This is a genomic window from Microbispora sp. NPDC004025 (genome assembly GCF_053604425.1).
Map to the genome: position 1 here is coordinate 211,950 of NZ_JBSGHN010000004.1, position 24,197 is coordinate 236,146.

A 24,197-nucleotide genomic window follows, 5' to 3' on the forward strand; every position below is an offset into this window, starting at 1 on the left:
TCGCTCTACAGTCGTTGAGTCAACAGCTGTTGAGCGAATGGAGAGACCGATGCCGCTCACCCCACGTGAGGTGCTGGACCGCTATCACCGGGCGATGGTCGACAGGTCGGCCGACGACCTCGCCGGCCTCTACGCCGCCGACGCCGTCCACGTGTTCCCGTTCCGCGTGCCGCGGTTCCCCGCACGTCTGGAGGGGCGGGAGGAGATCCGCGCCCTCTACCGGGGGACATGGGGGGCGAGCCCCGTACGGCTCGCCGAGATCCGCGACGTCGTCGTCCACGAGGCGGCCGATCCCGAGGTCGTCACCGGGGAGTGGGAGGGCATCGGCAGTGTCGAACCGGACGGCCGGCCCTTCCGCGCCACCGGCCTGCTGACCCTGCGCGTGCGGAACGGCGAGATCGTGGAGACGCGCGACTACATGGACGTGTTCGGCACCTATCACGCGATGGGCCGGCTGCGGGACGTCGTGACCGCCGCGGAGAGCGACGGCTGAGCCCTCGGGTCACAATGGGCACCATGACGATCTCCGGGAGGATGGTCCGCCGGGCGGGAGCGGCGGACGCCGCGGCCCTCGTCCGCCTGCGCGCCGTGATGCTGGAGGACATGGGCGCGGACACCGGGGACGAGAGCGCGCCCTGGCGGGCGGCGGCCGTGGAGTGGTTCGGGCGGCGGCTGCGCGATCCGGGGGACTTCGCCGCGTTCGTGGTGGACGACCCGGAGCTCGGGGTCGTCAGCTGCGCGGCGGGCACCTGCGACCCCCACGCGCCGGGGCCCACGAACCCGAGCGGCCTGCACGGCCACGTCTTCAACATCTGCACGGACCCGCGCCGCCGCCGGCTCGGCCTCGCGCGGGCCTGCCTCGACGCGCTGCTCGGCTGGTACCGCACCGAGACCGAGGTCCGGACGATCGACCTCAACGCCACGGCGTACGGCATCGAGCTGTACCAGTCCCTCGGCTTCGACGCGCCCCGCTACCCGGCTCTCCAGCTGCGGCTGGGCCCGCCGCTCGGGCGCGGCTTCACGAGTCGCTAGCCAGTGCCCCCTTTGTGACGATCATGATCGTTCAGTAGGAGCGGGGCAGTCCGAGGACATGCTGTCCGATGAAGGCCAAGACCAGGTTGTTGTTGACAGGGGCGACCTGGTAGAGGCGGGTCTCGCGGAACTTCCGCTCGACGTCCCAGGTGTCCACGAACCCGTTGCCGCCGTGGATGTCCAGGCAGACGTTGGCCGCCTGCCAGCTGGCCTCACTCGCCAGGAACTTGGCCGTGTTCGCCTCAGCTCCGCTGTGCTGCCCGCTGTCGAACAGGGCGGCTGCGCGGGTGCGCATCTGGTCCGCAGCGGCGACCTGGGTGTAGGCGCGGGCCAACGGGAACTGCACGCCCTGGTCGGCCCCGATGGGGTGACCGAAGACGTCACGCTCCCTGGCGTACGCGACCGCCCGGTCGAGGAACCAGTACCCGTCGCCGATGGCCTCGGAGGCCAGCAGGATGCGTTCGGCGTTCCAGCCGTCGATGACATAGCGGAATCCATGCCCCTCCTCGCCGATCAGGCTGTCGGCGGGGATCCGCATACCCTTGTACCAGACCTGGTTGGTGGCGTAGTTGAACATGGTGCGGACCGGTTCGACGACCAGCGTGGCGGGCTGCTTCTCACGGACCCGACGCAGGTCGACGAGAAAGAGACCGATGCCCTCGGTCCGTTCAGCGGGGTCCTCCGCCAGCGGACGAGTGCGGGCCAGCAGCATCAGAAGGTCCGACTGGGCGATCCGGCTTGTCCAGTTCTTGTGGCCGGTCACCACGTAGTCCTCGCCGTCGCGCACCGCCATGGTCTGGATCCGGGTGGTGTTGGATCCGGCCTCGGGCTCGGTGATGGAGAATGCCTGCAGCCGCAGCCCCCCGGCCGCGATCTCGGGCAGATAGCGCCGTCTCTGCTCCTCGCTGCCGTGCCGTAGCAACGGTGCCATGGTGTACATCTGGGCGTGGCAGGCGGCAGAGTGCCCGCCGGAACGGTTGATTTCCTGCAGGATGATGCTTCCCTCAGTGACCCCCATCCCCAGCCCGCCGTACTCCTTCGGGATGAGGACCGACAGGTACCCGGCCTCGGTGAGGGCGCGTACGAACTCCTCCGGATAGGCCCGCTCGCGGTCGCGGGCGCGCCAGTACTCGTCGCCGAAACGCCCGCAGAGTTCGCGCACCTCCGCGGACAGCCGCTGGTGGGCGGCGTCGCTGTCGTGAATGGCGATGTCGTTCATGCCCGGTCCACTCCTCACTGTGGACGCGTTCAATGCAACAACCCGGCGTGGCGGGCCTCATAGGTGAGCCGGTCGCGGTGATCGGGGTGCGCTATGGCGATCAGCGCGGCCGCACGCTGGGAGATGCTGCGGCCCCTCAGCTCCGCGATGCCGTACTCGGTGACGACGTGGTCGATGGTGTTCTTCAACGTGGTGACCGGGGTGGCGCGGCCGAGCTGGACCTTGATTCTGCTGGTGCCGTCGCTGGTGGCCGCATGGGTGACAAGGAACGCCTGCCCGCCGTCGGAGTACATGGCGCCGCGGGCGAAGTCGGCCTGCCCTCCCGAGCCCGACCAGTAACGACCCGCGATGGTCTCGCTGGCCGCCTGGCCCATGAGGTCGATCTCACTGGTGGCGTTGATCGACATCATGGCGGGTTCGCGGGCCACCACTCGTGGGTCGTTGACCCAGTTGACCGGCAGCATGGCCACCGACGCGTTGCCGTCGAGCCAGTCGAAGAAACTCCGGGTGCCGATGCAGAAGGTGGCGACATTCTTGTCGCGTTGGTGCTTCTTGCGCGCGCCGGTGACGACGCCTTGTTCCGCCAGGTGCATGACGCCGTCGGACATCGCCTCGGTGTGCACGCCCAGATCGCGGTGCCCCGCCAGCTCGGCCAGCAGGGCGTTGGGGATGCGGCCGACGCCGATCTGCAGGCATGCCCCGTTCGGCACGCGCTCGGCGACCAGTTCCGCGATGCGCGTGTCCCGATCGTCGGGTACGGCCGGCATCGTCTCCCGCAGGGGGTAGTCGGCGACGCACCAGCCGGCGACCTGGCTGACGTGGATCTGGTTCTGTCCGAAAGTGCGCGGCATTCGCGGGTTGGCCTCCAGGAAGAACGGCACCTCACCGATGAACGCGGCCACGTAGTCGGCATTGGTGCCCAGGCTGAAGTAGCCGTGCTCGTCGGGCATGGTCGACGCGGCCAGGACCAGGGAGTGCCGGGTGTACTCGCGGAGCAGCAGGGGCACCTCGCTGAAGTGCGCCGGGACGAGCTCACACGTGCCGTTCCAGTACGCCTGCCGGCATCCCGGCCCCAGGTAGTAGCTGACATGGGTCAGCTGCCCCGGGTATTTGCCGTTGATATAGGAGCGTTCGCGGGCGGGATCCATCTGATGGATCCGAACACCGGTCAACCGGTCGGCGTGGGCCTCAAGAGCATCGATGACAGTGTGCGGTTCGCCGTTGTGGGTCGGCACGATCAGGTCCGCGCCGTCTCGTACCAGGTCCAGCACGTCGGTCGGTGCGTTCATGACACCTCCTGGTGGACCGCGGCCGCTGTCTCGCCGCGTGCCGAACCGATCGGGGCGGTCACCAGGCGTGAAGAGCCACGATCCGGCTCTCATGGCCCGCGCACCGCCCGCTGTGCTCGCTCGTCCCACACCGGCCGCACGGCGGTCACCTCGGGCCCGTACCCCCGTCGGTAGATCATCATGGTGCGCTCGAAGATGATGACGATCTCACCACGCTGGTTGAAGCCGATGGTGCGGACCGTCACGATGCCCACGTTGTGGCGCGAGCGCGACTCCCGGACGGACAGCACCTCCGACTGCGAGTAGATCGTGTCGCCCTCGAACACCGGGTTCGGCAGCCGCACCTTGTCCCAACCGAGGTTCGCCATCACGTGTTGTGAGACGTCCGTGACGCTCTGACCGGTGACCAGAGCCAACGTGAACGTCGAGTCCACCAGTCGCCGGCCGAACTCGGTCTGGGCCGCATAGTGCGCATCGAAGTGCACCGGCATGGTGTTCTGTGTCAGGAGGGCCTGCCATACGTTGTCCGTGGCGGTCACCGTTCGCCCCAGCGGATGCCGGTAAACGTCACCCACTGAGAAGTCCTCAAAGTAACGGCCCGGCCACGAGACCCGTTCTGCCGATTCGGTGGTCATCTCGACCTCCTCTTCGGTCGGCTTCCTTCCCAGTCTGCCACCCAGGTCAGAACGACCTAGAGGTCGAACCGGTAGTGGACGGTCCGGTGCGTCGGCACGTAGCCGAGCGCGTCGTTGATGCCCCGCATGTACGTGTTGCCGTCGGCGGTGTCGGCGAGCAGCCCGCCGAGGTCCGGGTGGCGTTCCCGGACCAGCCGGATCGTCTCGGCCTTCATCCAGCGGCCGAGGCCGCGCCCACGGTGCTCGGGAAGGACTCCGGTGCCGTAGTGCTGCCCGTCGCCCGTCCCGTCGCCGGGAACCACCAGCTCGGTGAAGCCCACGATCGTCCCGGCGCCCTCGTCGACGGCCGCGACGGTGTGCAGGAGGTCGCCGCGCCGCGCGACCGCCTCCGCGGCGGCCCGGACCCGGGCGACGTCCCAGGGCGCCGGCCGGTAGTCGAGGCCGTCCATCGGCATGTCGTCCATCGCGCGGCGGGACGCGGCGAAGGTCTCGGCCAGGTCGTCCGGGACGACGCCCTCCCAGGAGACCAGCCGATATCCGGGGTGCGGCTCCGCGAGGGCCGCGGCGAGGACGGCGTGGTCGGCACCGGCCAGTGCCAGGCGGGCGAACGTCAGGCCCAGCGCCGCGCGGAACCCCCGCGCGGCCAGGAACGCCTCCCCGGGAGCGCCGGCATCCACCTCCGCGGTGACACACTGCCGGCCCTCCTCACGCGCCGCCGCCAGGGCCGCGGCGAGCAGGCGCGACCCCACCCCGGCACGGCGCTCGGCCGGGTGGACGTGCAGGTCGAGCTCGGCGAGATGCCCGCGCCCCGCCGCGGTGGACAGGCGCAGGTACGCCGATCCGGCGGGTACGCCGTCGGACCGGGAGGCCAGCCAGGCCAGCCGCTGACTCGACGCGCCGGGATGAGGATCGACCAGATGGGTCAGATGAACAGACACGGGCGCATACCGTAACCATCGGCCCGCTCACGGATCAATGGGATTTACCTGTGGGGCCTGGGCCGACAGGACCCGCAGCGCTCGCAGGAACCCCTCCCTGTCCTCGTCCGGCAGCCGGGCGAGCAGCGCTTCCTCCATCCGGCGGATGCCCGCCTGAGCGCCGTCCCGCACGCGACGGCCCTCGGGCGTGATGGACAGGAGCCGGACACGGCGGTCGGCCGGATCCGGGCTGCGCTCGATCAACCCCCTGCGCTGGAGGTCGTCCAGGACGCGGATGATGCGCGTCTTGTCCGCGCCGATGGACTCCGCCAGCGCGGCCTGCGTGCGCACCGGCCGATCGTCCAGGCCCAGGAGCACGGCGTACGCCCACATGGACAGGCCGTGCTCGCGCAGGATCGGCGTCTCGGCGGCGATCAGCGCCCTGGTGAGCGGGACTGTCATCGCGGCGAGATCGGGACGGTCGGGCATGCCCCACAGCTTAGGGATCGACAGCCCATAAGCATGTGCATATTATCTGCGGTAGCTTACCGACTGGAGAAGAGATGGACATCCGGCCACTGGACCGCCGCGCCGTGCGGGCGAGCGTCGAGATGGTCGCCGAGGTGCGTCCGGGCGACCTGGGACGCCCGACACCCTGCGCGGACTGGAACCTGGCCGACCTGCTCGCGCACATGACCGCCCAGCACCACGGCTTCGCCGCCGCGGCGGAGGGCCGCGGAGCCGATCCCGACGCCTGGCGGGCGCCGCCCGCCCCCGACCCCGTCTGGGCCTACGCCGCGGCGGCCGAGCGCGTCACGGCCGCGTTCGCGGCCCAAGGGGTGCTGGACCGCGGGTTCGTCCTGCCGGAACTGGGAGTGGACGCGCCGTTTCCGGCCGTGCAGGCGATCGGCTTCCACTTCATCGATTACCTGGTCCACGGGTGGGACGTCGCCCGCGCGCTCGGGATCGCCTACGACCCCGACCCGGACCTGGCCGAGGCCGCATGGCCGATCGCCCTGATGGTGCCGGACGGCGACTACCGCCTTCGGCCCGGCGCCGCGTTCGCGCCGGGACTGCCCGCCGCGCCGGGGACCTCCCGCTTCGGCCAGGTCCTCGCCCGCCTCGGCCGCGACCCTGCTCACGGGAGCAGCAGGCCCCAGTAGAGGGACCACGGGAGGAACACGGCACCGCCGGCGAGCAGGAGCCCGAGACGGGCCCGCTCGCCCCTCGTCCCGGCCCGCCGCCATGCCGGGACCGTCCGTACGGATGCGGCCACCGCTGTGAGCGCCAGGGCCTGCAGAGCCAGCCAGATGACGGGGCGGCCGAGCAGCACCGGACCCGGCGCGGCCAGCTTGCCTCCGGTCATGAGCAGGTAGAAGAGGAAGGTGAACGACCCGAGCACCGCCACCAGCCCGGCGGCGCTGAGCACGCGCGGCGCCGTGGGCAGGACCGTACGGGACCGCCCGCGCAGCCGGCGGACGAGGGCGGTCACGGGGTAGGCGGCGAACGCGACGATCAGCAGCAGCAGCATGGCCCCCTGCACCGGGGCCGACTCCCACGGCGCCGGCCGCTCCACCGGCACGGTCGGCGTCGCCTGCTCGGGAGCGGGGCCCGAGGTGCTCGTCAGCGGCGGCCGTCCCGAGACGACCTCGCGGACCCAGGAGCCGACCAGGTCGGCGTACCCGGGAGCGAGGGCGGGCAGCCGGGTGACGCCGCCGTCGGGCGTGAGGTGGGCGGCGTGGTCCGCCCCCGCGTAGAACCGGAACGTGTAGTGCCGGTTGCCGCCCTCCTGCAGCGCCCGCGCGAAGATCGGCGGTGTCTCCTGCGGCGGCGTCAGCAGGTCGTGCACACCCCAGACGGCAAGCACCGGCTGACGCACCGCGGCGAGGGTCGGCAGGGGGTCGTACCAGGGCTCGGGGAACATGCCGCCGTCCGCGATCACCCGGTAGAGGTTCGGCTCGGCCCGGTCCACCAGCGATCCCGCCACCCCCGCCTTGCGCAGGCCCGCGGCTGTGGCCCAGGTCTGCTGCCGCAGCGGAGGGAGGGCGTTGGCGCCGACGACCACGACGAAGGCGACGTCACGCGAGCGAGCGGCCGCGAGGGGCGCGACCCAGCCGCCCTCACTCAGGCCCCAGACGCCCACCTTCGCCGGATCCACGCCCGGCTGCGACCGCAGCGCGGCCACCGCCCCGAGCGCGTCGCCGGCCAGTTGCGCGTACGACCGGTGGAAGAGCGAGTAGCCCTCCGATCTCTTGTCGTAGACGAGCACGGACATGCCTCTGCGGGCGAACTCCACGGCTTCGCCCATGAGCTTGGCGCGCGGCGTGCCGGTGCCCGCCCCGTGGACGAGCACCATGCCAGGGCGCCCGGGTGCCGCCTTCGCCGGCGACAACACGGTGCCGTGCAGGGTGAGGCCGCCGTTCCCGGGGAAACTCACCTCCCTTCCGGTCAAGCCGGCGGGAACGGCGACCTCTCCTGCGGCGGGGGGCGGTGGGGCGGCGGCCGCTGCGGGGGCCGCCACCAAGGCGAGGGCGAGGCCGATGGCCAGGGCGATTCGACGCATACTGCCGAAGTTAGTCTGCAGAGAGTTGTCGGCAAAGACATCTCTGCAGATATCGTTCTGGAGGACTAGGCTCATCCGCATGAAGGATGAGGAGCCGTTCCTGCTCGACGACCCGGCCCGCCTCAAGGCGCTGTCCCACCCCATGCGGCGGCTCATCCTGCGCCACCTCAACATCCACGGGCCCGCGACCTCCACGACGATCGGCGAGTTGCTCGGCGCGAAGACCGGCACGACCAGCTATCACCTGCGCCAGCTCGAGAAATACGGCTTCATCGAGGAGATCCCCGAGCGCTCGGGCGGCCGGGAACGCTGGTGGCGCAGGACCGAGAGTCCCCGCGACATGCGCGCGCCGCTCCCCGCGCAGCTCGCACCCGAGGACCGCCCGGTGCTGGAGGAGTTCCACCGCATCGGTTTCGAGGAGGACCGGGCGCTTCTGGAGCGCTTCCCCGAGGCCTACCGGCGCGATCCCGACTGGGCCAAGGGCTCCCGCGGTCTCGGCCGGATGACGAAGGAGGAGCTCGCCGAGTTTCACGACGCCTACATCGCGCTGTTGCTCAAGTACAGCCACCGGGCTCAGGACGCGCCGCCGGGCGCGCGGCCCCTGTACATCCGCATGTTCGCCCTTCCCGCCGACGAGTCCTGAGTTCCGACCGGCTCACACGACCCGCTGAGAGCTGTTTGAGCTGGGTTATCGTGAAAGTGCCGCCCATGTCCGGGACGCTGCCATGCCGGTCACGGTGCGGACGCACCATACGGCCGCTCTCGTCGGGGGAAGGGAACGTCCGATGTCCGAAGTGCTCCGTGCCGTGGACAAGCTCAGACAGGCCATCAACCGCCATGACCTCGACGCCCTGGCGCAGTGCTTCGACGAGCGGGCCGTTCTGGTGTCCCCGGACGGCGTCGCCGAGAACAGGGAGGAGATCACCTCCTACTACGGCCAATGGATGGAGGCGTACCCCAACATGGTGATCACGCCGCAGTCGGTGACCATGTTCGGAGACACCGTGGCGGCGGAGTTCACGATCAGCGGCACCCACAAGGGGCCGCTCCTCATGCCGGGCGGGGACGTTCTCGAGGCGACCGGGCGGTCCATCCTCCTGCGCTCGTGCAGCTTCTCCACGGTGGAGAACGGACTGATCCTCAGTCATCGGCTCTTCTACGACCAGTTGGAAGTGGCGGCCCAGATCGGCGGCTGCCTCTGTTTCAGCGACCACCCGTAACCGGCCTTCGCGCGGGAAAGGCGCCGACCGTCCGCGAACCCTTTTCCCTTCGTCGGGTGAAAGCGGGTAGCCGGATGGATGGAGCCCCCACGTGATCCCCGAAGCACCGCCCGATCGCGCCGACGACGCCGAGCTGATCCAGCGGTCCCGGCGCGACCCCGAGGCCTTCGCGGACCTGTTCGACCGGCACGCCTCCGCTCTGCACCGGTACGTCGCCCGCCGTTTGGGCGCGTCCCTCGCCGACGACGTCGTCTCCGACACGTTCCTGGCCGCCTTCCGCAAGCGCGAGCACTACGACCCGGCCCAGCCGGACGCGCGCCCATGGCTGTACGGCATCGCCGCGAACCTCATCGGGCGGCACCGCCGTACCGAGGTCCGGTTCTACCGGGCGCTGGCGAGGACCGGGGTGGACGAGGTCGCCGAGCCGTACGCCGACCGCGTGGAGCAGCGGGTGTCCGCGCAGAGCGCGCAGCGCGGCCTGGCGAAGGCGCTGGCCGGGCTGTCGGCGGGCGACCGCGACGTGCTGCTGCTGGTCGCATGGGCCGACCTCACCTACGAGGAGGTCGCCACGGCCCTGGACATACCGGTGGGGACCGTGCGATCGCGATTACACCGGGCGCGGGCGAAGACCCGCGCGGCGCTCGGCGGCGACGACCCCAGCGCGACGAGTGAGGAGCCTTCCCATGGATGACCTGCGACTGCTCCGTGAGATGCGCGCCGAGGTGCCGGACCCGGGCCCGGAGTGGCTGGTCCCGGCCAGGGCGCGGCTGCTGCGCCGTGTCCGCGCCCGGCATCTCCCCCGGTTCGGCCGCAGGCTGCTGCTCGCCGGGGCCCTCGGCGGTGCGGCCTCCGTGGTGATCGGGACCCGGCCGCACGAGCCCGGCGGCGTCGCGCCGCCGGCGACCGTACGACTCGACTCCGCGACCGTGCTGCGGCAGGCGGCCGAGGTCGCCGAGTCGCGGCCGCGGCCGGCCGTCCCGCGACCGGACCAGTGGCACTACACCAGGACGCTGGACAAGCAGGCCAACGACGATTCCGGCACGACGCGCGAAGGCTGGTTCCGCTACGACGGGAAGCAGACCGCCGGCTACGGAGAGGACGGCCGGATGCACGTCAGAGACGTGCCGCCGGACCCCGGCGACGACGACCTGTCCCCCCAGCAGTACGACGCGAAGCTGCGCCGGCTCCCCACGGACCCGGACCACCTGCTGGCCCACGTCAGCGGCGACCGGCACTGGATCGACCTGCCGGTCGAGGAGGGCGTGAAGAAGAACGTCGAGCCCCCGGACGCGCGGGCCTTTCGCGTGATCTTCCTGTACCTCGAACGGCACGTGGTCATGCCGCCGAAGCTGGAGGGCGCGATGTTCCGGGCGCTGATGCAGATCCCCCGTGTCGTGGTCGACAAGGACGTCGCGGACGCGGCCGGACGGCGCGGCCTCGGAATTCGCTTCGACTGGGGCGGCGACCCGGGCACCCTGAGCTACCACATCCTCGATCCCCGCACCTACCGCTACCTCGGCAGCCGCATGGTGTGGCTGCGCGATCAGTACATAGGGGGAAATCCCGAGCCCGCGTTCCGGGCGGGATCGGTATGGGCGACCGCCCTGCTCGCCTCCGGCATCGTGGACCGGCCCGGCCTGCGGCTCTGAATATTTCACCGCGTTCGGGCGCCGCCCGCGGATCCCGTACGACGTTTCGCGAGGTGCCTTACGGTTCCCGCTGCTCTGTCACGGAAAGGGACATTTCCACTTCGGCGATTCATGTACACGAGCCGGGCGATTGCCGAGTCTGGGAGCATCGGCGCCCATGCGTGAACCGGAACGGGCGCCGGATGCCGGAACCTGTCACCACGCCCCTGGAGACGATCGCCTATGCCCTTCGGCCACCATCGTTCCGTCCGCAGGATCCTGACGGCCGCCGCGGCGGTCGTCCCCGCCGCGGCGCTGGCCGTGGCGGGACCGGTCCTGGGCACGACGTCCGCCGACGCCGCGGTCACGTGCCAGGTGACCTACACGAGCACCCAGTGGGGAACGGGTTCGGGCGGCTTCACGGCCGCCGTCTCCGTGAAGAACAGCGGCGACCCGCTCACGGACTGGACGCTGACCTTCACCTTCCCTGGCTCCCAGCGGGTCTCTCAGGGCTGGTCGGCCCAGTGGAGCCAGTCCGGCGCCCGGGTCACGGCCAAGAGCGAGCCGTGGAACCGGGCCGTCGCCTCGGGCGGCTCCTTCCTGATCGGCTTCAACGGCACCTGGACCGGGAGCAACCCCACGCCCACGGACTTCGCCGTCAACGGCGTGCCCTGCCAGGTGGCGGGCACCTCGCCGAGCCCGTCGCCGAGCCCCTCCGCCAGCGCGAGCCCGTCGCCCGGCCCGCTGCGGATCGTCATCGAGCCCAAGACGGTCACCGTGCCCGAGGGGGGCACGGCGAGCGTCCAGGTGCGGCTCAGCCGCAGGCCCGAGGGAACGGTGCGCATCGGCACCGCCAACGTGTCCGGTGACAAGGACCTGACGGTCGTCAACAGCCCGTCCTTCACCCCGGACGACTGGAACGTCCCGCAGCCTCTCACCGTGGCCGCCGCCGAGGACGACGACGCGGTGGACGGCAGCGCCACCTTCGACACGCGCAGCAGTCAGGCCACCGCCCCCAGCGCCGTCCTGTGGACCGCGACCGAGCAGGACAACGACACCGCCGGACCGTCGCCGAGCCCGAGCGTCAGTCCCAGCGTCGATCCGAGCCCGGACGTGCCGGTGGACAACCCGTTCATCGGCGTCAAGGGGTACGTCGACCCGGGCTGGGCGGCCGACGTCGAGTCCTCCGCCGTGAAGGTGGACGACGCGACCGCGCAGAAGATCCGCGGCCTGAAGACGACGCCCACCGCGGTCTGGCTGGACCGGATCGCGGACGTCACCGGCGGCTCCGGGGTCACCCGTACGTTGAAGGACCACCTCGACACCGCCGTCGAGCAGGGCGCCGGGTACGTCACGCTCGTGCTCCACAACCTGCCCGACCGCGACTGCCGGTCGCGGGTCTCCGACGCCGAGCTGCACGAGCAGGACAACGGCCTCAACCGCTACAAGGCCGAGTACGTCGACGCCATCGCCGCCCTGCTGGCTAAGCCCGAGTACCGGAACCTGCGCGTCGCCGCCGTCGTCGAACCGCGGGCCCTGATCGACCTCATCGTGGGTGGCGCGAGCAGCTACTCGTGCAACCAGGCGGCGGGGTCGGGCGTGTACACGATGGGCATCCGGTACGCCCTCGACAAGCTGGCGCCCCTGCCCAACGTCTACACGTACCTGGACGCGGGCAGCGCGGGATGGGCCGGCTGGGAGACGAACTTCACGGCGCTCACGGCCCTCATCACCGAGACCGTGCGCAGCACGGCACGGGGCCTCAGCAGCCTCGACGGCATCGCCACGAACGTCGGGGACTACATCCCTCTCGAGGAGCCGTTCCTCACCGACCCGTACAAGACCGTGAGCGGCCAACCGATCATCCAGAGCAGGTTCATCGACTGGAACCCCTATCTGGACGAACGGGACTACGCCGTCGCGATGCGCGCCGCACTGCTCGCCAAGGGCTTCCCCGGCTCGCTCGGCGTGGTCGTCGACACCTCCCGCAACGGCTGGGGCGGGCCCGCCCGGCCGACGGCCGTGAGCACCTCCAGTGACGTCAACACGTACGTGGACCAGAGCCGCGTCGACCGGCGTCCGTCGCGGGGCGCCGAGTGCAACCAGAAGGGCGCGGGGCTGGGGACCCGGCCGGTCGCGGCGCCCGCTCCCGGCGTCGACGCCTACCTGTGGATCAAGCGGCCGGGCGAGTCGGACGGCGTCGGCGGACCGCTCCTGCCCGAGGGCTCGGACCGGCTGATCGATCACCGGTGCGACCCCAACGGCTCCCTCACGCCCTGGACCGACAGCATCCGGCCGACCGGCGCCCTCCCCAACGCGCCGCTGATCGGCGACTGGCACCACGAGCAGTTCGTGATGCTGGTGAACAACGCCTACCCCGCACTGTGAGGTGAGCGTCGCGGCTCCGGCGCCGGGCGCCGGAGCCGCCCTCACTCCGCCGGGTGCCGGTACATGACCATGCCCGCGTGGTAGAGGACGCCGTCGCGGAACTCGCCGTCGGCGGAGAAGCCGCTGTCGTCGCGGTAGTAGATCATGCTGCGTCGAGAGAAGTTGCGGGTTGCTGGGGTCCCTCGCGGCTTCCGTCGACATCGACGGCTAATCGCCCGCTCGTCCCTGGAGCAGCTGCGCGTCGGCGGGGAGCGACGCCTGGGTGGAGGTGTCCACCTGTGAGGTGATGTCGATGCCGTTCCTCAGCTGGCTCCACAGGCCGAGGATGGCCGCCGCCTGCGCGACGATGAGCGCGATCCCGCTGCCCGCCGTACCGAGCCGGTAGACGACGGCCACGGGGGTGAGCCGCGACGCGAGACCACCCGGGCGGGTCTGGAGGGCCCGCGCGTCCATGAGGACGGCGACGACGGTGAGCACCAGGAACAGCAGCAGCACCCGCACGAGCGAGCCGCGCACGGGGGCCTGGCCGATGACGTTGTTCAGCACGGCGTGCGCGCCCGTCGCCGCGGCGTACGCGAGGACCGGCACGGCGCCCTTGAGGTAGCCGCGTCTGCCGGGCAGGCGACGCCACAGCGCGCCCAGCACGAAGCCCGCCACCGGCCAGATCAGCAACCCGCCGATCAGGTCGCCGGCCAGGCCGTAGAACCCGTTCGGATCGCCGAGCCGGTCGAGCCAGCCATCGCGCCCCCGGCTGTCTGTGCTCCAGGTGGCCCAGATGAGGAACACGGCGGCGGGCGCGCCCACGTAGGACGCGTACCGCGCGGCGAGCCGCGCGTTGGCCCACCACGACACGCCCGGGCCGCGCGACAGCGCCAGGTCGAGCGGGCTGATCCCGTCCTCCCTGTCGGGATCGAGGCCGATCTCCATCCGGAGCCCGCGGATGCGGTCGGCGACCGGCCCGTTCTCCCTGTGGAAGGCGTCGTCGTCCATGTCGCCGGCCGCCCAGCGCCGCCGCAGGCCCTTCTCCCGTGCCTCCAGGTCCCGGTACTCCTCGACGATCATTGCCAGCCGTCGCCGCGACACGCCCGGGTCCGCGGCCTCGGCCCGTCGCGTCAGCCGCAGCAGCAGGGGCAACACGGCCAGGCCGGCGAGCGCGGCGAGCGGGACGGGCATCCCCGCGTACGTGCCGGGCCACCTGATCGTGCCCACGACGAACAGGAAGACGACGAGCCATGTGGTGAGCGGCCCGACGGTCTCCGTACGCCGTCCGTGCAGACGCAGCAGCAGGAGAAGCAGGAGCACCACCAGCGGCCACATCAGGTACGCGACGCTTCGCAGCAGGAGGAAGGGTGATTCGATCACCTCCGGCAGGCTTCCCTCGCGTACGACGACCGCGTGGGCCTCGAACGCCAGAGTCAGCAGCGCCAGTCCCGGGACGCTCCAGCGCAGCAGCACGCGGACGGCCCGGGGCGTCCGTCCGCCCGGGATCCGGGCGGCCCGGACCGCGACCGCCCACGCCGCCGCGGTGAGCAGCAGCGCCGTCGCGACGCCCGACGCGACCACCGCGGGCTCCGCCGGGTTGGGGAAGTACCGCATGGACAGGGGCGCGTAGCCGCAGACGGCGACGAGCACCGCTCCCGCGAGCACCACCGCGCCGAACGCGGTGAGCTCCGAACGGGTGGGCGCGGAACGGGTGGGCGCGGAACGGGTGGGCGCCGGGCCGGCGCGCCTGATCCGCGTGCGCGCCCAGCGCCACGCGGCCGCGCAGAGCGGCGCCGCCAGGATCGCGATCGCCGCCCCGTCCGTCAGGCCGATCATGTGGGCCGCGAAGCCCGCCTCGGTGAGCACGAGGACGACCGTGATGGCCTCCGCCGCGGTGATCGCCGCCAGGGCGCCGAGGACGAGGCGGACGAGGGCGCGCTCGCCCCGGTCACCCGAGCCCCGGTCACCCGCACGCCGGTCGCCCGCACGCCTGTGGAGCAGCACGAGCAGCCAGGCCAGCAGCAGGTACGGCAGCGCGAAGGCCAGGTAGGTCGCGACCGTGAGCGCGTTCTGCCCCCGCAGGTCCACCCAGCGCTGGAACGCCGCCCGCGCGGACAACGGCACGGCGACCTCGACGCGCGGCGGGGTGGCGCCGTCCCGCCAGACGTAGGTGCCGCCGGGGAGCACCTGCGACGGCAGAGGCGTCACCGTGCGCACCCGGGACTCCGGCATCTTGACGACCACGGTCCGCCAGCGCGCCCCGGCCAGCCCGGGCGGCAGCTCCACGGTCGGCGGCGCGCCCGCGGTCGAGGGCAACAGCGCGACGAACCAGGTCCCGCCGGACTCGCGGCTCGCCCACAGCCCGGCGGAGTCCCCGCCCCAACGGGGGCCGTAGTGCTCCAGGCGGGTCTCCTGCGTGCTCTGGACCACCACCTCGGCGCCGTCGTCCGACGTCGTGACGCTCGGCGTGCCGCCGTCCGGCAGCAGGCAGCCGACCGTGCTCACGCCGCCGCTCCCGTCGCCGAGCAGAGCGGCGGACCCCGCCCAGTCACGGGGGACGCCGACCCGCGTCGTGCTCGTCAGCACGGGAGTGTCGTGGCCGCGTTCCGTGATGGTCACGGACGTCTCCACCCACGCCGAGCGGGGAGGCCCGAACCCGCAGGCCGCCCCGTCCGCGAGCGCCGGACCCGCGCCCGGGATCAGCAGACCGAGCGCCGCCACGACGAGCGGCGCCACAGCGAGGATCCCGACCGGCTTCGTCCCCGCACCACTCGTGAGCCACCGCACAACCGGCCTCCCGTACGCGATCGATCCCCCAAGGATGAGTCGCGCGGAAAGCGGCATTGGTTACGGACGATCCCTCAAGGACCGTCCCGCCCCCGGCGTCACCTGCCGTCAGGGGCCGGTCAGGCGGCGCTCGCCCTTCGTGGTGATCACGTAGACCTGCCAGGTGTAGTAGGCGTAGTAGTTCCTGATGTCCTGCTTCATCTGGCGGGCGTGCAGCAGGACGGCGTCCACGTACGCCTGGGAGTGGTTGTAGGCGTACAACGCGCGCCGGTAGTCGCCGGGCGCGCCCGAGGCGTGGAGGTAGTTGGCCGCGGCGAGCAGGGCGTCACCGGTGTCGTCGATGTCGCCTCCCATGCCGTACGCCTTCCAGGTGCCCGGCATGAACTGCATCGGCCCCCTGGCGCCCACGTAGCTGGGCGAGCGCACCCGGCCGAACTTGGTCTCGACGAGCATCACCGCCGCCAGCACCTCCCACTCGACGCCGAACCGGCGCTCGGCGCGCTTGAAGGCCGCGAGCAGGGCGTCGGCCGGCTCCGCCGGCTTGACCTTCATCTTGATCGGGCCGCTGACGGGGTGGGCGAGGGAGAGCAGGTCGCGGATGGCCGTCACGTTGTCCTTCGTCCGCGCCGCCACCGCCTTGGGCAGTTTCCCGTAGGCGCGGGAGGCGACCTTGGGATTACGGGCGAGGTAGCGGTACATACGCTGCTCGTACAGGGACAGCAGGACCACGGATTCGGGTGCCTCCCCCTTCGCGGGGTCGCCCGTACGCCTCCAGTCGTCGATCGCGTCGCGCAGTCGCCCGGCCGTACGGGTGAGGGCCTCGGCCAGCCGCGCGGGGTCCTTCGGAACCGCCTCGTCCGGGGCGGGCAGGTCCGGCACGGACGGCTCCGGTGCGGGGCTCGCGGAGGACGCCGGCGCGGGCGGGGACAGGCGCTCGCGCGGGGCGACCGAGGCGGCCTCCCCCGCCGAGCCGCCGCAGCCCGAAAGCGGGACGACCACGGCGGCGAGCACGGCGGCCAGCGCCCGGCGGCGCGGCGGTGAGATCACAGCAGGCTGATCGTTCATCGTCACCAACGTATGCCCAGCGGTGACGATCCCATGAGCCTTTCCCGACCTCCCGCCTCTTGTGCCGCTCCTTGTCCCGTCGCCGAGCCGTCGCGGACCCGTCGCGGGCTCGTCACGCGGTCCTGGCGCGGAGGCTCCGCGCCAGAGTGACGATCATCACCGTCGCGGCGACGAGGTGCAGCCCGAGGAGGGCGATGACGGTGGCGGTGTTCGCCCCGGCGAGGAAGGGCGGGACCAGTGAGATCGCGGTCAGCGACACCGCCGTCCACACGAATCGCTCGGCGGGGCGGGCGCTCCAGCGGAGAAGGGCGACGGCGATGACGATGCCGACGACCGAGAAGAAGCCGGTCACCACGGCGAACCCGGGCAACGGGATCGTCTCGCCACCATCGGGGATCGCGAAGTCGACGCCGACGGCCCGGGCGAGCACGGCGGCGAGGGTGGTGGCCGCCATCGCCGCGAGCGCGGCGACGAGGCCGGTGCCGGCGAGCCCGCGGAGCCGGTGGGCGTGGCGGGTCCGGCCCGATGCCGGGCCCGCGACGAGCCCGGTGTCGTTCATGCTGTTCAAGTCGTCCTCCATCGTTCGGTGGCCGGCGCAGGGGTGTGCCGACCGGCATGTGACGGTCCTGGCCCCGGGGGTGACGATGCGCACTCTCGCCGTGCGGCGGCCGGGGTTGCGCAGGGCGCGGACACCGGTGCCGCGGAGCCAGAACCCGGCGTGGCGTCCGAGGACCGGCCCGGGCGCGCCGTCGCGCAGCTCCAGCTGCACCCGCCCGCGGGTGACGACGCCGAACGCGTCGCACCACTCGGCCGCGACCACCGCGACACGCGCGCCACCTCGCAGCGCGAGCGTCCGCACCGGGGCTACTCCGTGCCGTCCGCCGGCAGGCGCTCCGGCAACCCGAGCCGCGGGAACCGGTCGGCGTGGAAGATGACGATCTCGGTGATCGCCCCGCCGGTGACGCGCAGGACGTCGATCGTCAGCGGCAGGTACGCGCCCTCCCGCTTCCGCCACTGGTAGAAGGCGACGGCGGGCTGCCGGTTCACGGAGGTGGGGACGGCGCGCAGGTGCTTCATGCCCTCGAAGCCGCTCTCGACCCAGTCGTTCACCACCGCGTCGCGACCGACGCACAGGCCCGGCGTGGGCGGCATCGAGCAGCGGACGTCGTCCCGCAGCAGTGCGGCGAGCCCGTCGATGTCCGTGGCCACGCTGGCGTCGGTGAAGCGGCGCACCAGCTCACGCGTCCCGGCGTCCTCCTCTCCGCCGGTCCAGTCCTGCCGCTCGGCGGGCAGGTGCTCCCGCATGCCGGCGCGGGCCCGCTGCAGCGCGCTGTTCACGGAGTTGACGGAGTCCCCGAGGAGCTCCGCGACGTCCTTGGCCGGCCAGCCGAGCACGTCCCGCAGGATCAGCACGGCCCGCGGGCGCGGCGCGAGGTGCTGGACCGCGACCAGGTACGCCAGCTCGATCGTCTCCCGTGCGACGGCGACGGTCTCCGGCTCGTCCGCGTCGCCCGCGGGCAGCTCGTCGAGCAGCCGGTCCGGGTAGGGCTGCAGCCACGGCACCTCGCCGCCGGTCGCGGGCTCCGGGCGGCACTTGGCGAGCAGGTCCAGGCAGGCGTTGGTGGCGATCCGGTACAGCCAGGCCCGGAACGTCGACCGCCCCTCGAAGGTCTCCCTCCGCCGCCAGGCACGCAGGAACGTCTCCTGCACGGTGTCCTCGGCGTCCTCGAACGACCCGAGCATCCGGTAGCAGTGCACGTGCAGCTCCCGCCGGTGCCGCTCCGCCAGCCCCGAGAACGCCGGCTCGTCGACCTCGCCCAGACCGCTCACGCCCAGCTCCTCCAGCCGCGTGTCCGCACTCATCACGTCATCCTTCCGTCCCGTCGTGTCCCGACGTAGGTGTGACGGATGCGGGCGCGACAACTCATCACCGGGGCCGGCCGGCATGGCCGATCCGGTGACGGATCGGGTGAGGGATCCGGTGGCGGAGCACGCGACGACGCGGCGCCCGCGACGCGGGAACGTTTTACGGCCGACCCCTTTTTTCCTCGACGTGAAAATCGGTGTTGACTCACCCAGTTATCGCCCACTAAACGTCGTCACGTGCGACTGCCCCGTGTGAAATTCGAGCACCGGCCTCACCGGTACGACGACGGCACCATTCGCATCGGCGGTGAGATTTACGGGATCGCCGCCGAGATCGCGGACCCGTACGGCTGGGTGTGGACGGCCCTCACGCTGATGGACGGCACCCGCTCCCGCGACGAGATCGCCGAGGGGCTGCGCCTGACCCACCCCGAGGTGCCGGACGCCGCGTCGATCGTCGAGCAACTCGTCGCCACCCGATACGTGGAGGACGCCGCGGCCGGGCCGCCCGCCGGGCTGAGCGAGCGCGAGCTCGACCGCTACAGCAGGAACCACGCGTTCTTCCGCGCGGTCGACGTCGCGCCGCGCGGCCACGGCTGGGAGACCCAGCTGCGGCTGAAGTCCGCGCGGGTCGTGGTGCTCGGCCTGGGCGGCACCGGCAGCCACGCGGCGTGGGCGCTCGCCGCCGTCGGCGTCGGCACGATCCACTGCGTGGACCCCGACGTGGTCGAGCTGTCCAACCTCAACCGCCAGGTCCTCTTCTGCGAAGACGACGTGGGGCGTCCGAAGGCGGAGGCCGCCGTCGCGCGGCTGCGGACCGTCAACACCGACATCCGGGTCACGGGCGAGCGCCGCCACATCGGCAGCAGGCGGCAACTGGACGACCTGATCGCGGGCTACGACGCGCTCGCCCTGTGCGCCGACCGGCCCACCGGGCACGGCATCCGGGTCTGGGCCAACCGCGCCTGCGCCGCCGCGAACATCCCCTGGGCCGGCGGCGGATACAACGGGCCACTCGTCACCGTGGGGTGTTTCGCGCCCGGAGCGGGCGCCTGCTACGAGTGCCTGAGCAGCGGCGAGGAGGCGCGGCGCCGCCCCGGCACGCCGGTGGACCTCGGCGGGCCGGGCGTGATCGCCACCTCGGCGGGCGTGTCCGGCCAGCTCGTCGCCCACGCCCTGCTCGGGCTGCTGACCGGGGTGCCCGTGCCGCCGGCCGGCACCATCCAGGGCGTCAACCTGATCGCCGCCGACCACCACGTGTGGGTCCGGCATCCGCCGCGCCCCGGCTGCCCGGTGTGCGGCACACGGGCTTCTCCGGCGCCGGAGCACAATTCATTCCGGCCGATGACCGAAATCGACGCCGGCTGAATGAATAAAGAAAATCCTTGACTGTCCTCAGTCAAAAGGCGAATCATGAACGAGTTCTCGCGAGAACATCCATGTCCCCTCCCCTCCAGAGAGAGGAACCGGATGAACACGAACGAGCACGAGACCGAACCCGTCGACGAGACCGCCTCGCCGGCGAAGACGAAGATCACCATCCGGCTGCTCGACAAGATCGAGACCACGACCAGCAGTAACAGCGTCGGCAACTGACGGAGCACCGCCCGAGGCGTGCGGGGGTGCCGCGGGGCCGCCCGCACGCCTCGGCCGACGAGAGTCAGCACCAGGGAGTGCCCAGGGAGGGAAGGGTGGCACACGCCGGGACCATCTTCGACGACGTACGGCGGGCCGAGGCGCGGGTCCTGCCCGCGGACGCCTACCAGGCCGAGTTCACCGAGGAGTTCGAGCGGGCCCCCGACGGGGTGTGGAAGCTCGAGCGCGCCCAGGAGTTCTTCGAACCCGACGTGGCGAGCTGGCGGGCGATGATGGCCGGCGACTGGGAAGGGTCGCTCGCGATGCTGGAGGAACTGCGGGAGTTCCTCGTCGGCTACTACCGGACCCGGCCCGAGGCCCGCCGCGTCCGCATCGTGGAGACGCCGCTCACCCCCTATCTCCAGTGGGAGCTGCACGTCCTCGCCGTACGGGCGACGGCGGGCGAGCGTCCCCGGGTGCTGCACGCGGACGCCGTGCGGGAGCTGGAGCACCACGCGCCGCTGCCCGAGATCGTCGTGCTCGGCCCCACGCTGCTCTACGAGGTGCGGTACGACGAGATCGGCGCCCACGTGGGCGCCCGGCGGATCACCGATCCCGGCCTCGTCGGCCCCTGCCTGTCCGCGATCAAGGAGCTCTACGGCCGGGGCGAGGACGTGCGGGCGTACGTCGAGCGGGAGGTCGCCCCGCTGCCGCCGCCCGTGATCTCCGACAGGACCCGCGCCCTCCTGCCCGGCTACTCCCACCACACCGGGACGATCCGCCCCTGACCCCGCGTCTGGAGGCCCGCGTTGGGAGAGGCCACCGTGGTCCGGCTGCGCGAGCTGGCGGTCCGGCAGGACGGCTCGCAGTGGATCGTCGGCCGCCCGGACGGGGACGAGTTCGCCGCCGTGCCGTACGAGGGGATGCGGGCCATCGAGCTGCTGTCGGCGGGCGCCACCATCGAGGAGACGGAACGGCGGCTGCGCGCCGAGACGGGCGCGGATCTCGACGTCGGCGACTTCGTCCGCGCCCTGGGCGCGCTCGGATTCCTGGAGGAGCCCGGCGCCCCGGCCGCCCCCGCCAGGCCGCCGACCTTTCCCTGGTTGCGTCCCCGGCACGTGCGGTGGACACTCCACCCGCTGCTCCACCTGCTGGTCGCCGGCCTGATCGCCGCCGGGGTCGCGACGGCGGTCGTACGGCGGGAGACGCTGCCGGGCTGGCGCGACCTGCTGTGGAGCCAGCGCGGCACGCTCGTGCTCGCGTCGCAGGTCGCGGTCGCCTGGGCGCTCATCTTCCTGCACGAGATGGCCCACCTGTCCACCGCCAGGGCCGCCGGGGTGCCGGGCAGGATCCGGCTCGGCACCCGGCTGCAGTTCCTGGCCGTCCAGACCGAGGTGTCCGGCGTCTGGCTGGCCGGGCGGCGCGTCCGCCTGACGGTCTACCTCGCCGGGATGGCGACCGACGCGGCGGCCTGCTCGGCCGCGCTCCTCCTGACCGCGGTCGTGGGTCGCCAGCCCGTGCTGTCGCTGGTCGCGCTGACCTCGCTCGGCATGCTGGCCACGCAGTTCCTCGTGTTCATGCGCACCGACGTCTACTTCCTGCTGCAGGACCTGAGCGGGTGCCGCAACATGTACGGCGACGCCTCCGCCTACGTCCGCCATCTGGCGCTGCGGCTGCTGCGCCGCCCCTCCCCCGACCCTCTCGCCGGGCTGCCGCGCCCGGAGCGGCGCGCCCTGCGCATGTACGCGGTGCTGCTGGTCGTGGGCACCGCGGCCTGCCTGGGTGTGGCGTTCGCGGTGACGGCGCCGGCGACGCTGACGCTGCTCGGCCGGGCCGTGGGCGCGCTGGCCGCCCCCGCGGACCCGCTCGCCGGGCTGGACGCCGCGGCGGTGCTGCTGTCCGCGGCCGCGTTCCAGGTGATCTGGGCGCGGGCCTGGTGGCGCAGGCACGGCCCGCGCGTACGGCGCGCGCTGCGTCCGCGGCGGGGGCGTTGATCAGGACCGCGTGTAGGAGCCGGTCGTCAGCTCCTCGATGAGTCCGGGCCGCTGCGGGGCCCACCCGAACAGCCGCCGGGCCCGCGAGGCGTCCATCGGCGACGAACGGGTGAGCGCGGCGACGGCCGGCCCCATCGCGGCGACCGCCTGCTCCATCGTCAGCGACACGGCCCGGGCGCCGGTCAGGCCGGCGACCGCCTCCGCGATCCGCCGGATCGGGGTCCGTTCGGCCGATGCGGCGTTGACGACGACCCCGTTGCCGACGACCTCGTTACCGGCGGCCCCGGGCTCACGGCGCTCCAGCGCGGCGACGTACAGCTCCGCGAGGTCGTCGACGTGCACCGACGACCACTCGTTGGCGCCGTCGCCGATGTAGGGCACCATGCCGTTCCGCCTGCCGGCGCCGATGAGCCCCTGGAGCAGGCCCGATCCGCCGCGCCCGTAGACCAGCGCCGCCCGGATCACCGTGCCCGCCACGTGGCCGGCCGTCAGGACCTGCCGCTCGCCGAGGACCTTGTACGGCTGGGGCGACGTCTCCGGGGTGACGGGGTGGTCCTCGTCCACGGTCGCGCCCTGCCGGTCCGGGTAGACCAGTCCCGTGCTGGTGTAGACGAAGGCGCCGCCGTCGTTCAGGCCGCCCAGCAGCGCCCCGAGGGTCTCGCGCTCGATGTCGCCCATGTCCGGATCGGCATAGTCCACGGCGGTGTGGACCACGGCCTCGGCCGCCGCGGCGGCGCCGCGCAGGACGTCGAGGTCCCGCAGACTGCCGGGCACCGCCTTGGCGCCCAGCCCTTCGACCCGCTCACGCGCCTCGTCCGAGCGGGCCAGGGCGGCCACCTCGTGACCGGCCCCGACGAGGTGCTCGGCCACGACCGCGCCGACGTAGCCGCTCGCACCGGTGATGAAGATCCGCATGATCATGTGCCTTCCGTGAGGTCGGGTGACCGCGGCGCGTCCGTGTCCGCCGCCGGTCGGTGCCGACCCCACCGTCGCCCCGGGCCGTCCCGCACAGCCAGGGACCAAGAGTCCGTGGCTGAGGGGTCCGCGCACCCGATGCCGGGCGTACGGTCACAAGCATGGACAAGCAGGGGCTGGCGCGCTTCCTCCGGAGCAAGCGGGAGGGCATCGACCCCGCCGACGTCGGCCTGCCCCCGGGACGTCGCCGCCGCACCCCCGGCCTGCGGCGCGAGGAGGTCGCCCAGCTCGCGTACGTCTCGGTGGACCACTACACGCGGCTGGAACAGGCGCGGGGCCGTCACCCGTCGCGGCGGGTGCTCGACGGCATCGCCCGCGCCCTGCGCCTGTCGGACCAGGAACGCGCCCACCTGTTCCACCTGGCCGGGGAACGGGAGGAGCGCCGGTCCGCGGAGCCCGCGAGCGAGGTGCGCCCGAGCACGCTGAACCTGGTCAACCGGCTGACCGACGCCGCCGCGATCGTCGTGGACGACATGTGCCGCGTGCTGGCCTGGAACCCGCTGGCGGCGGCTTTGTTCGAGGACTTCTCCACCCTGGGCGGCCAGGAGCGCAACGTCATCCGGCACTACTTCCTGCATCCCGACCCCGAGCTGCGGCACTTCGGCATGGGCAGCCCCGAACGGTTCGCCGTCACGGCGGTCAGCTACCTGCGCGTCGCCGTGACCCGCTATCCGGACAGCCGCGAGCTGAAGAGCCTGATCGGTGAACTGCTGGCGGGCAGCGAGGACTTCGCCCGGATGTGGAACTCCCAGCGGTTCCACATCGAGCGCCACCTGCACCAAACCGTGCGGCCCCCGCGCGTCGGGCCGATCGAGCTGGACTTCGACGTGCTCACCGTGCCCGACCAGGAGCAGCAGGTGGTCATCTTCACCGCCGAGCCCGGGTCCCCCGCCTACGAGTCCCTGCGGCTCCTGAAGGTCGTCGGCGCCGGGCAGGTGCCCGCCGGGGCCTGACCCGCGCCCGCGTACGCCTGTCTCCCCGCCCGTCGGCGTCGATGTAAAAAGTTCTGTACATCAGGTCAAAGACGCGTTACCTTGAGGGTGTCAAAGATTTTGTACACCC

The 24,197-nt window shown here is 72.2% G+C and carries 25 protein-coding genes; 13 read left to right on the forward strand and 12 right to left on the reverse strand.

The window, feature by feature from the left end; genetic code table 11:
• Positions 1-49: 49 nt before the first annotated feature.
• Both ACWEQG_RS12880 and ACWEQG_RS12885 read left to right on the forward strand, forming a co-directional pair.
• Complete coding sequence (locus ACWEQG_RS12880) at positions 50-493, forward strand: nuclear transport factor 2 family protein (protein ID WP_452284290.1); 444 nt, start codon at positions 50-52, stop codon at positions 491-493.
• A gap of 23 nt (positions 494-516) precedes the next feature.
• On the forward strand, positions 517-1,032 hold the full coding sequence (locus ACWEQG_RS12885; RefSeq protein ID WP_452284292.1) for a GNAT family N-acetyltransferase: 516 nt from the start codon (positions 517-519) through the stop codon (positions 1,030-1,032).
• 31 nt (positions 1,033-1,063) lie between these two features.
• On the opposite strand, the gene ACWEQG_RS12890 is transcribed toward ACWEQG_RS12885, so the two are convergent.
• From ACWEQG_RS12890 to ACWEQG_RS12910, 5 genes are all read right to left on the reverse strand, one after another.
• Positions 1,064-2,251, reverse strand: coding sequence for an acyl-CoA dehydrogenase family protein (locus tag ACWEQG_RS12890; RefSeq protein WP_452284294.1), 1,188 nt, complete (start codon positions 2,249-2,251; stop codon positions 1,064-1,066).
• A gap of 29 nt (positions 2,252-2,280) precedes the next feature.
• Positions 2,281-3,540 carry an acetyl-CoA hydrolase/transferase family protein gene (locus ACWEQG_RS12895; protein ID WP_452284296.1) on the reverse strand — a complete coding sequence of 420 codons (1,260 nt, stop codon included), beginning with the start codon at positions 3,538-3,540 and terminating at the stop codon, positions 2,281-2,283.
• Between the two features lie 89 nt (positions 3,541-3,629).
• A complete protein-coding gene (locus ACWEQG_RS12900; RefSeq protein ID WP_452284298.1) occupies positions 3,630-4,175 on the reverse strand; it encodes a MaoC family dehydratase in 546 nt (181 codons plus the stop codon).
• A 56-nt stretch (positions 4,176-4,231) separates the two neighbouring features.
• On the reverse strand, positions 4,232-5,113 hold the full coding sequence (locus ACWEQG_RS12905) for a GNAT family N-acetyltransferase (RefSeq protein WP_452284300.1): 882 nt from the start codon (positions 5,111-5,113) through the stop codon (positions 4,232-4,234).
• 27 nt (positions 5,114-5,140) lie between these two features.
• On the reverse strand, positions 5,141-5,581 hold the full coding sequence (locus ACWEQG_RS12910) for a MarR family winged helix-turn-helix transcriptional regulator (RefSeq protein WP_452284302.1): 441 nt from the start codon (positions 5,579-5,581) through the stop codon (positions 5,141-5,143).
• A 74-nt stretch (positions 5,582-5,655) separates the two neighbouring features.
• Between ACWEQG_RS12910 and ACWEQG_RS12915 the strand changes: the two genes are divergently transcribed.
• On the forward strand, positions 5,656-6,255 hold the full coding sequence (locus tag ACWEQG_RS12915; protein WP_452284304.1) for a TIGR03086 family metal-binding protein: 600 nt from the start codon (positions 5,656-5,658) through the stop codon (positions 6,253-6,255).
• Here the strand turns inward: ACWEQG_RS12915 and ACWEQG_RS12920 are convergent.
• On the reverse strand, positions 6,231-7,655 hold the full coding sequence (locus ACWEQG_RS12920) for an alpha/beta hydrolase (RefSeq protein ID WP_452284306.1): 1,425 nt from the start codon (positions 7,653-7,655) through the stop codon (positions 6,231-6,233). The genes ACWEQG_RS12915 and ACWEQG_RS12920 overlap by 25 nt on opposite strands.
• 79 nt (positions 7,656-7,734) lie before the next feature.
• Here ACWEQG_RS12920 and ACWEQG_RS12925 point away from each other — a divergent pair, with 79 nt between their 5' ends.
• The 5 genes from ACWEQG_RS12925 to ACWEQG_RS12945 all read left to right on the forward strand — a co-directional run bounded on the left by ACWEQG_RS12925 (position 7,735) and on the right by ACWEQG_RS12945 (position 12,891).
• Positions 7,735-8,298, forward strand: a complete 564-nt coding sequence (locus ACWEQG_RS12925; protein WP_363463312.1) for an ArsR/SmtB family transcription factor — start codon at positions 7,735-7,737, stop codon at positions 8,296-8,298.
• Positions 8,299-8,440: 142 nt separating this feature from the next.
• Complete coding sequence (locus tag ACWEQG_RS12930; protein WP_363463314.1) at positions 8,441-8,875, forward strand: nuclear transport factor 2 family protein; 435 nt, start codon at positions 8,441-8,443, stop codon at positions 8,873-8,875.
• 91 nt (positions 8,876-8,966) lie between these two features.
• The gene (locus tag ACWEQG_RS12935; protein WP_452284308.1) at positions 8,967-9,566 is read left to right on the forward strand and encodes an RNA polymerase sigma factor; all 600 of its coding nucleotides are present in this window, start codon (positions 8,967-8,969) and stop codon (positions 9,564-9,566) included.
• Positions 9,559-10,524 (forward strand): CU044_5270 family protein, encoded by a 966-nt coding sequence (locus ACWEQG_RS12940; RefSeq protein WP_452284310.1) that lies wholly within the window; start codon positions 9,559-9,561, stop codon positions 10,522-10,524. Before ACWEQG_RS12935 ends, ACWEQG_RS12940 begins: the two co-directional genes overlap by 8 nt.
• A 222-nt stretch (positions 10,525-10,746) precedes the next feature.
• Complete coding sequence (locus ACWEQG_RS12945) at positions 10,747-12,891, forward strand: glycoside hydrolase family 6 protein (RefSeq protein ID WP_452284312.1); 2,145 nt, start codon at positions 10,747-10,749, stop codon at positions 12,889-12,891.
• Between the two features lie 41 nt (positions 12,892-12,932).
• Here ACWEQG_RS12945 and ACWEQG_RS12950 read toward each other — a convergent pair whose 3' ends face one another.
• The 5 genes from ACWEQG_RS12950 to ACWEQG_RS12970 form a co-directional block, all read right to left on the reverse strand.
• Positions 12,933-13,037, reverse strand: a complete 105-nt coding sequence (locus tag ACWEQG_RS12950; protein WP_452284314.1) for an Atu4866 domain-containing protein — start codon at positions 13,035-13,037, stop codon at positions 12,933-12,935.
• A 61-nt stretch (positions 13,038-13,098) separates the two neighbouring features.
• Positions 13,099-15,609, reverse strand: a complete 2,511-nt coding sequence (locus ACWEQG_RS12955; protein ID WP_452284316.1) for a DUF6185 family protein — start codon at positions 15,607-15,609, stop codon at positions 13,099-13,101.
• Between the two features lie 159 nt (positions 15,610-15,768).
• A complete protein-coding gene (locus tag ACWEQG_RS12960; RefSeq protein WP_452284318.1) occupies positions 15,769-16,725 on the reverse strand; it encodes a lytic murein transglycosylase in 957 nt (318 codons plus the stop codon).
• A gap of 112 nt (positions 16,726-16,837) precedes the next feature.
• Positions 16,838-17,584 carry a DUF6069 family protein gene (locus ACWEQG_RS12965; RefSeq protein ID WP_452284320.1) on the reverse strand — a complete coding sequence of 249 codons (747 nt, stop codon included), beginning with the start codon at positions 17,582-17,584 and terminating at the stop codon, positions 16,838-16,840.
• A gap of 5 nt (positions 17,585-17,589) precedes the next feature.
• Entirely contained in the window at positions 17,590-18,588 is a 999-nt protein-coding gene (locus ACWEQG_RS12970; protein ID WP_452284322.1) for an RNA polymerase subunit sigma-70, read from the reverse strand.
• A 240-nt stretch (positions 18,589-18,828) separates the two neighbouring features.
• On the opposite strand from ACWEQG_RS12970, the gene ACWEQG_RS12975 reads away from it, so the two are divergent.
• From ACWEQG_RS12975 to ACWEQG_RS12990, 4 genes are all read left to right on the forward strand, one after another.
• Positions 18,829-19,959, forward strand: coding sequence for a HesA/MoeB/ThiF family protein (locus tag ACWEQG_RS12975; RefSeq protein WP_452284324.1), 1,131 nt, complete (start codon positions 18,829-18,831; stop codon positions 19,957-19,959).
• A 102-nt stretch (positions 19,960-20,061) separates the two neighbouring features.
• Positions 20,062-20,187 (forward strand): hypothetical protein, encoded by a 126-nt coding sequence (locus ACWEQG_RS12980; RefSeq protein ID WP_346224982.1) that lies wholly within the window; start codon positions 20,062-20,064, stop codon positions 20,185-20,187.
• A 95-nt stretch (positions 20,188-20,282) separates the two neighbouring features.
• On the forward strand, positions 20,283-20,954 hold the full coding sequence (locus ACWEQG_RS12985; protein ID WP_452284326.1) for a DUF6879 family protein: 672 nt from the start codon (positions 20,283-20,285) through the stop codon (positions 20,952-20,954).
• A 21-nt stretch (positions 20,955-20,975) separates the two neighbouring features.
• Positions 20,976-22,160, forward strand: a complete 1,185-nt coding sequence (locus ACWEQG_RS12990) for a hypothetical protein (protein WP_452284328.1) — start codon at positions 20,976-20,978, stop codon at positions 22,158-22,160.
• On the opposite strand, the gene ACWEQG_RS12995 is transcribed toward ACWEQG_RS12990, so the two are convergent.
• Positions 22,161-23,081, reverse strand: a complete 921-nt coding sequence (locus tag ACWEQG_RS12995; RefSeq protein WP_452284330.1) for an NAD-dependent epimerase/dehydratase family protein — start codon at positions 23,079-23,081, stop codon at positions 22,161-22,163.
• A 155-nt stretch (positions 23,082-23,236) separates the two neighbouring features.
• Between ACWEQG_RS12995 and ACWEQG_RS13000 the strand changes: the two genes are divergently transcribed.
• A complete protein-coding gene (locus ACWEQG_RS13000) occupies positions 23,237-24,088 on the forward strand; it encodes a helix-turn-helix transcriptional regulator (protein ID WP_452284332.1) in 852 nt (283 codons plus the stop codon).
• Positions 24,089-24,197: the final 109 nt, after the last annotated feature.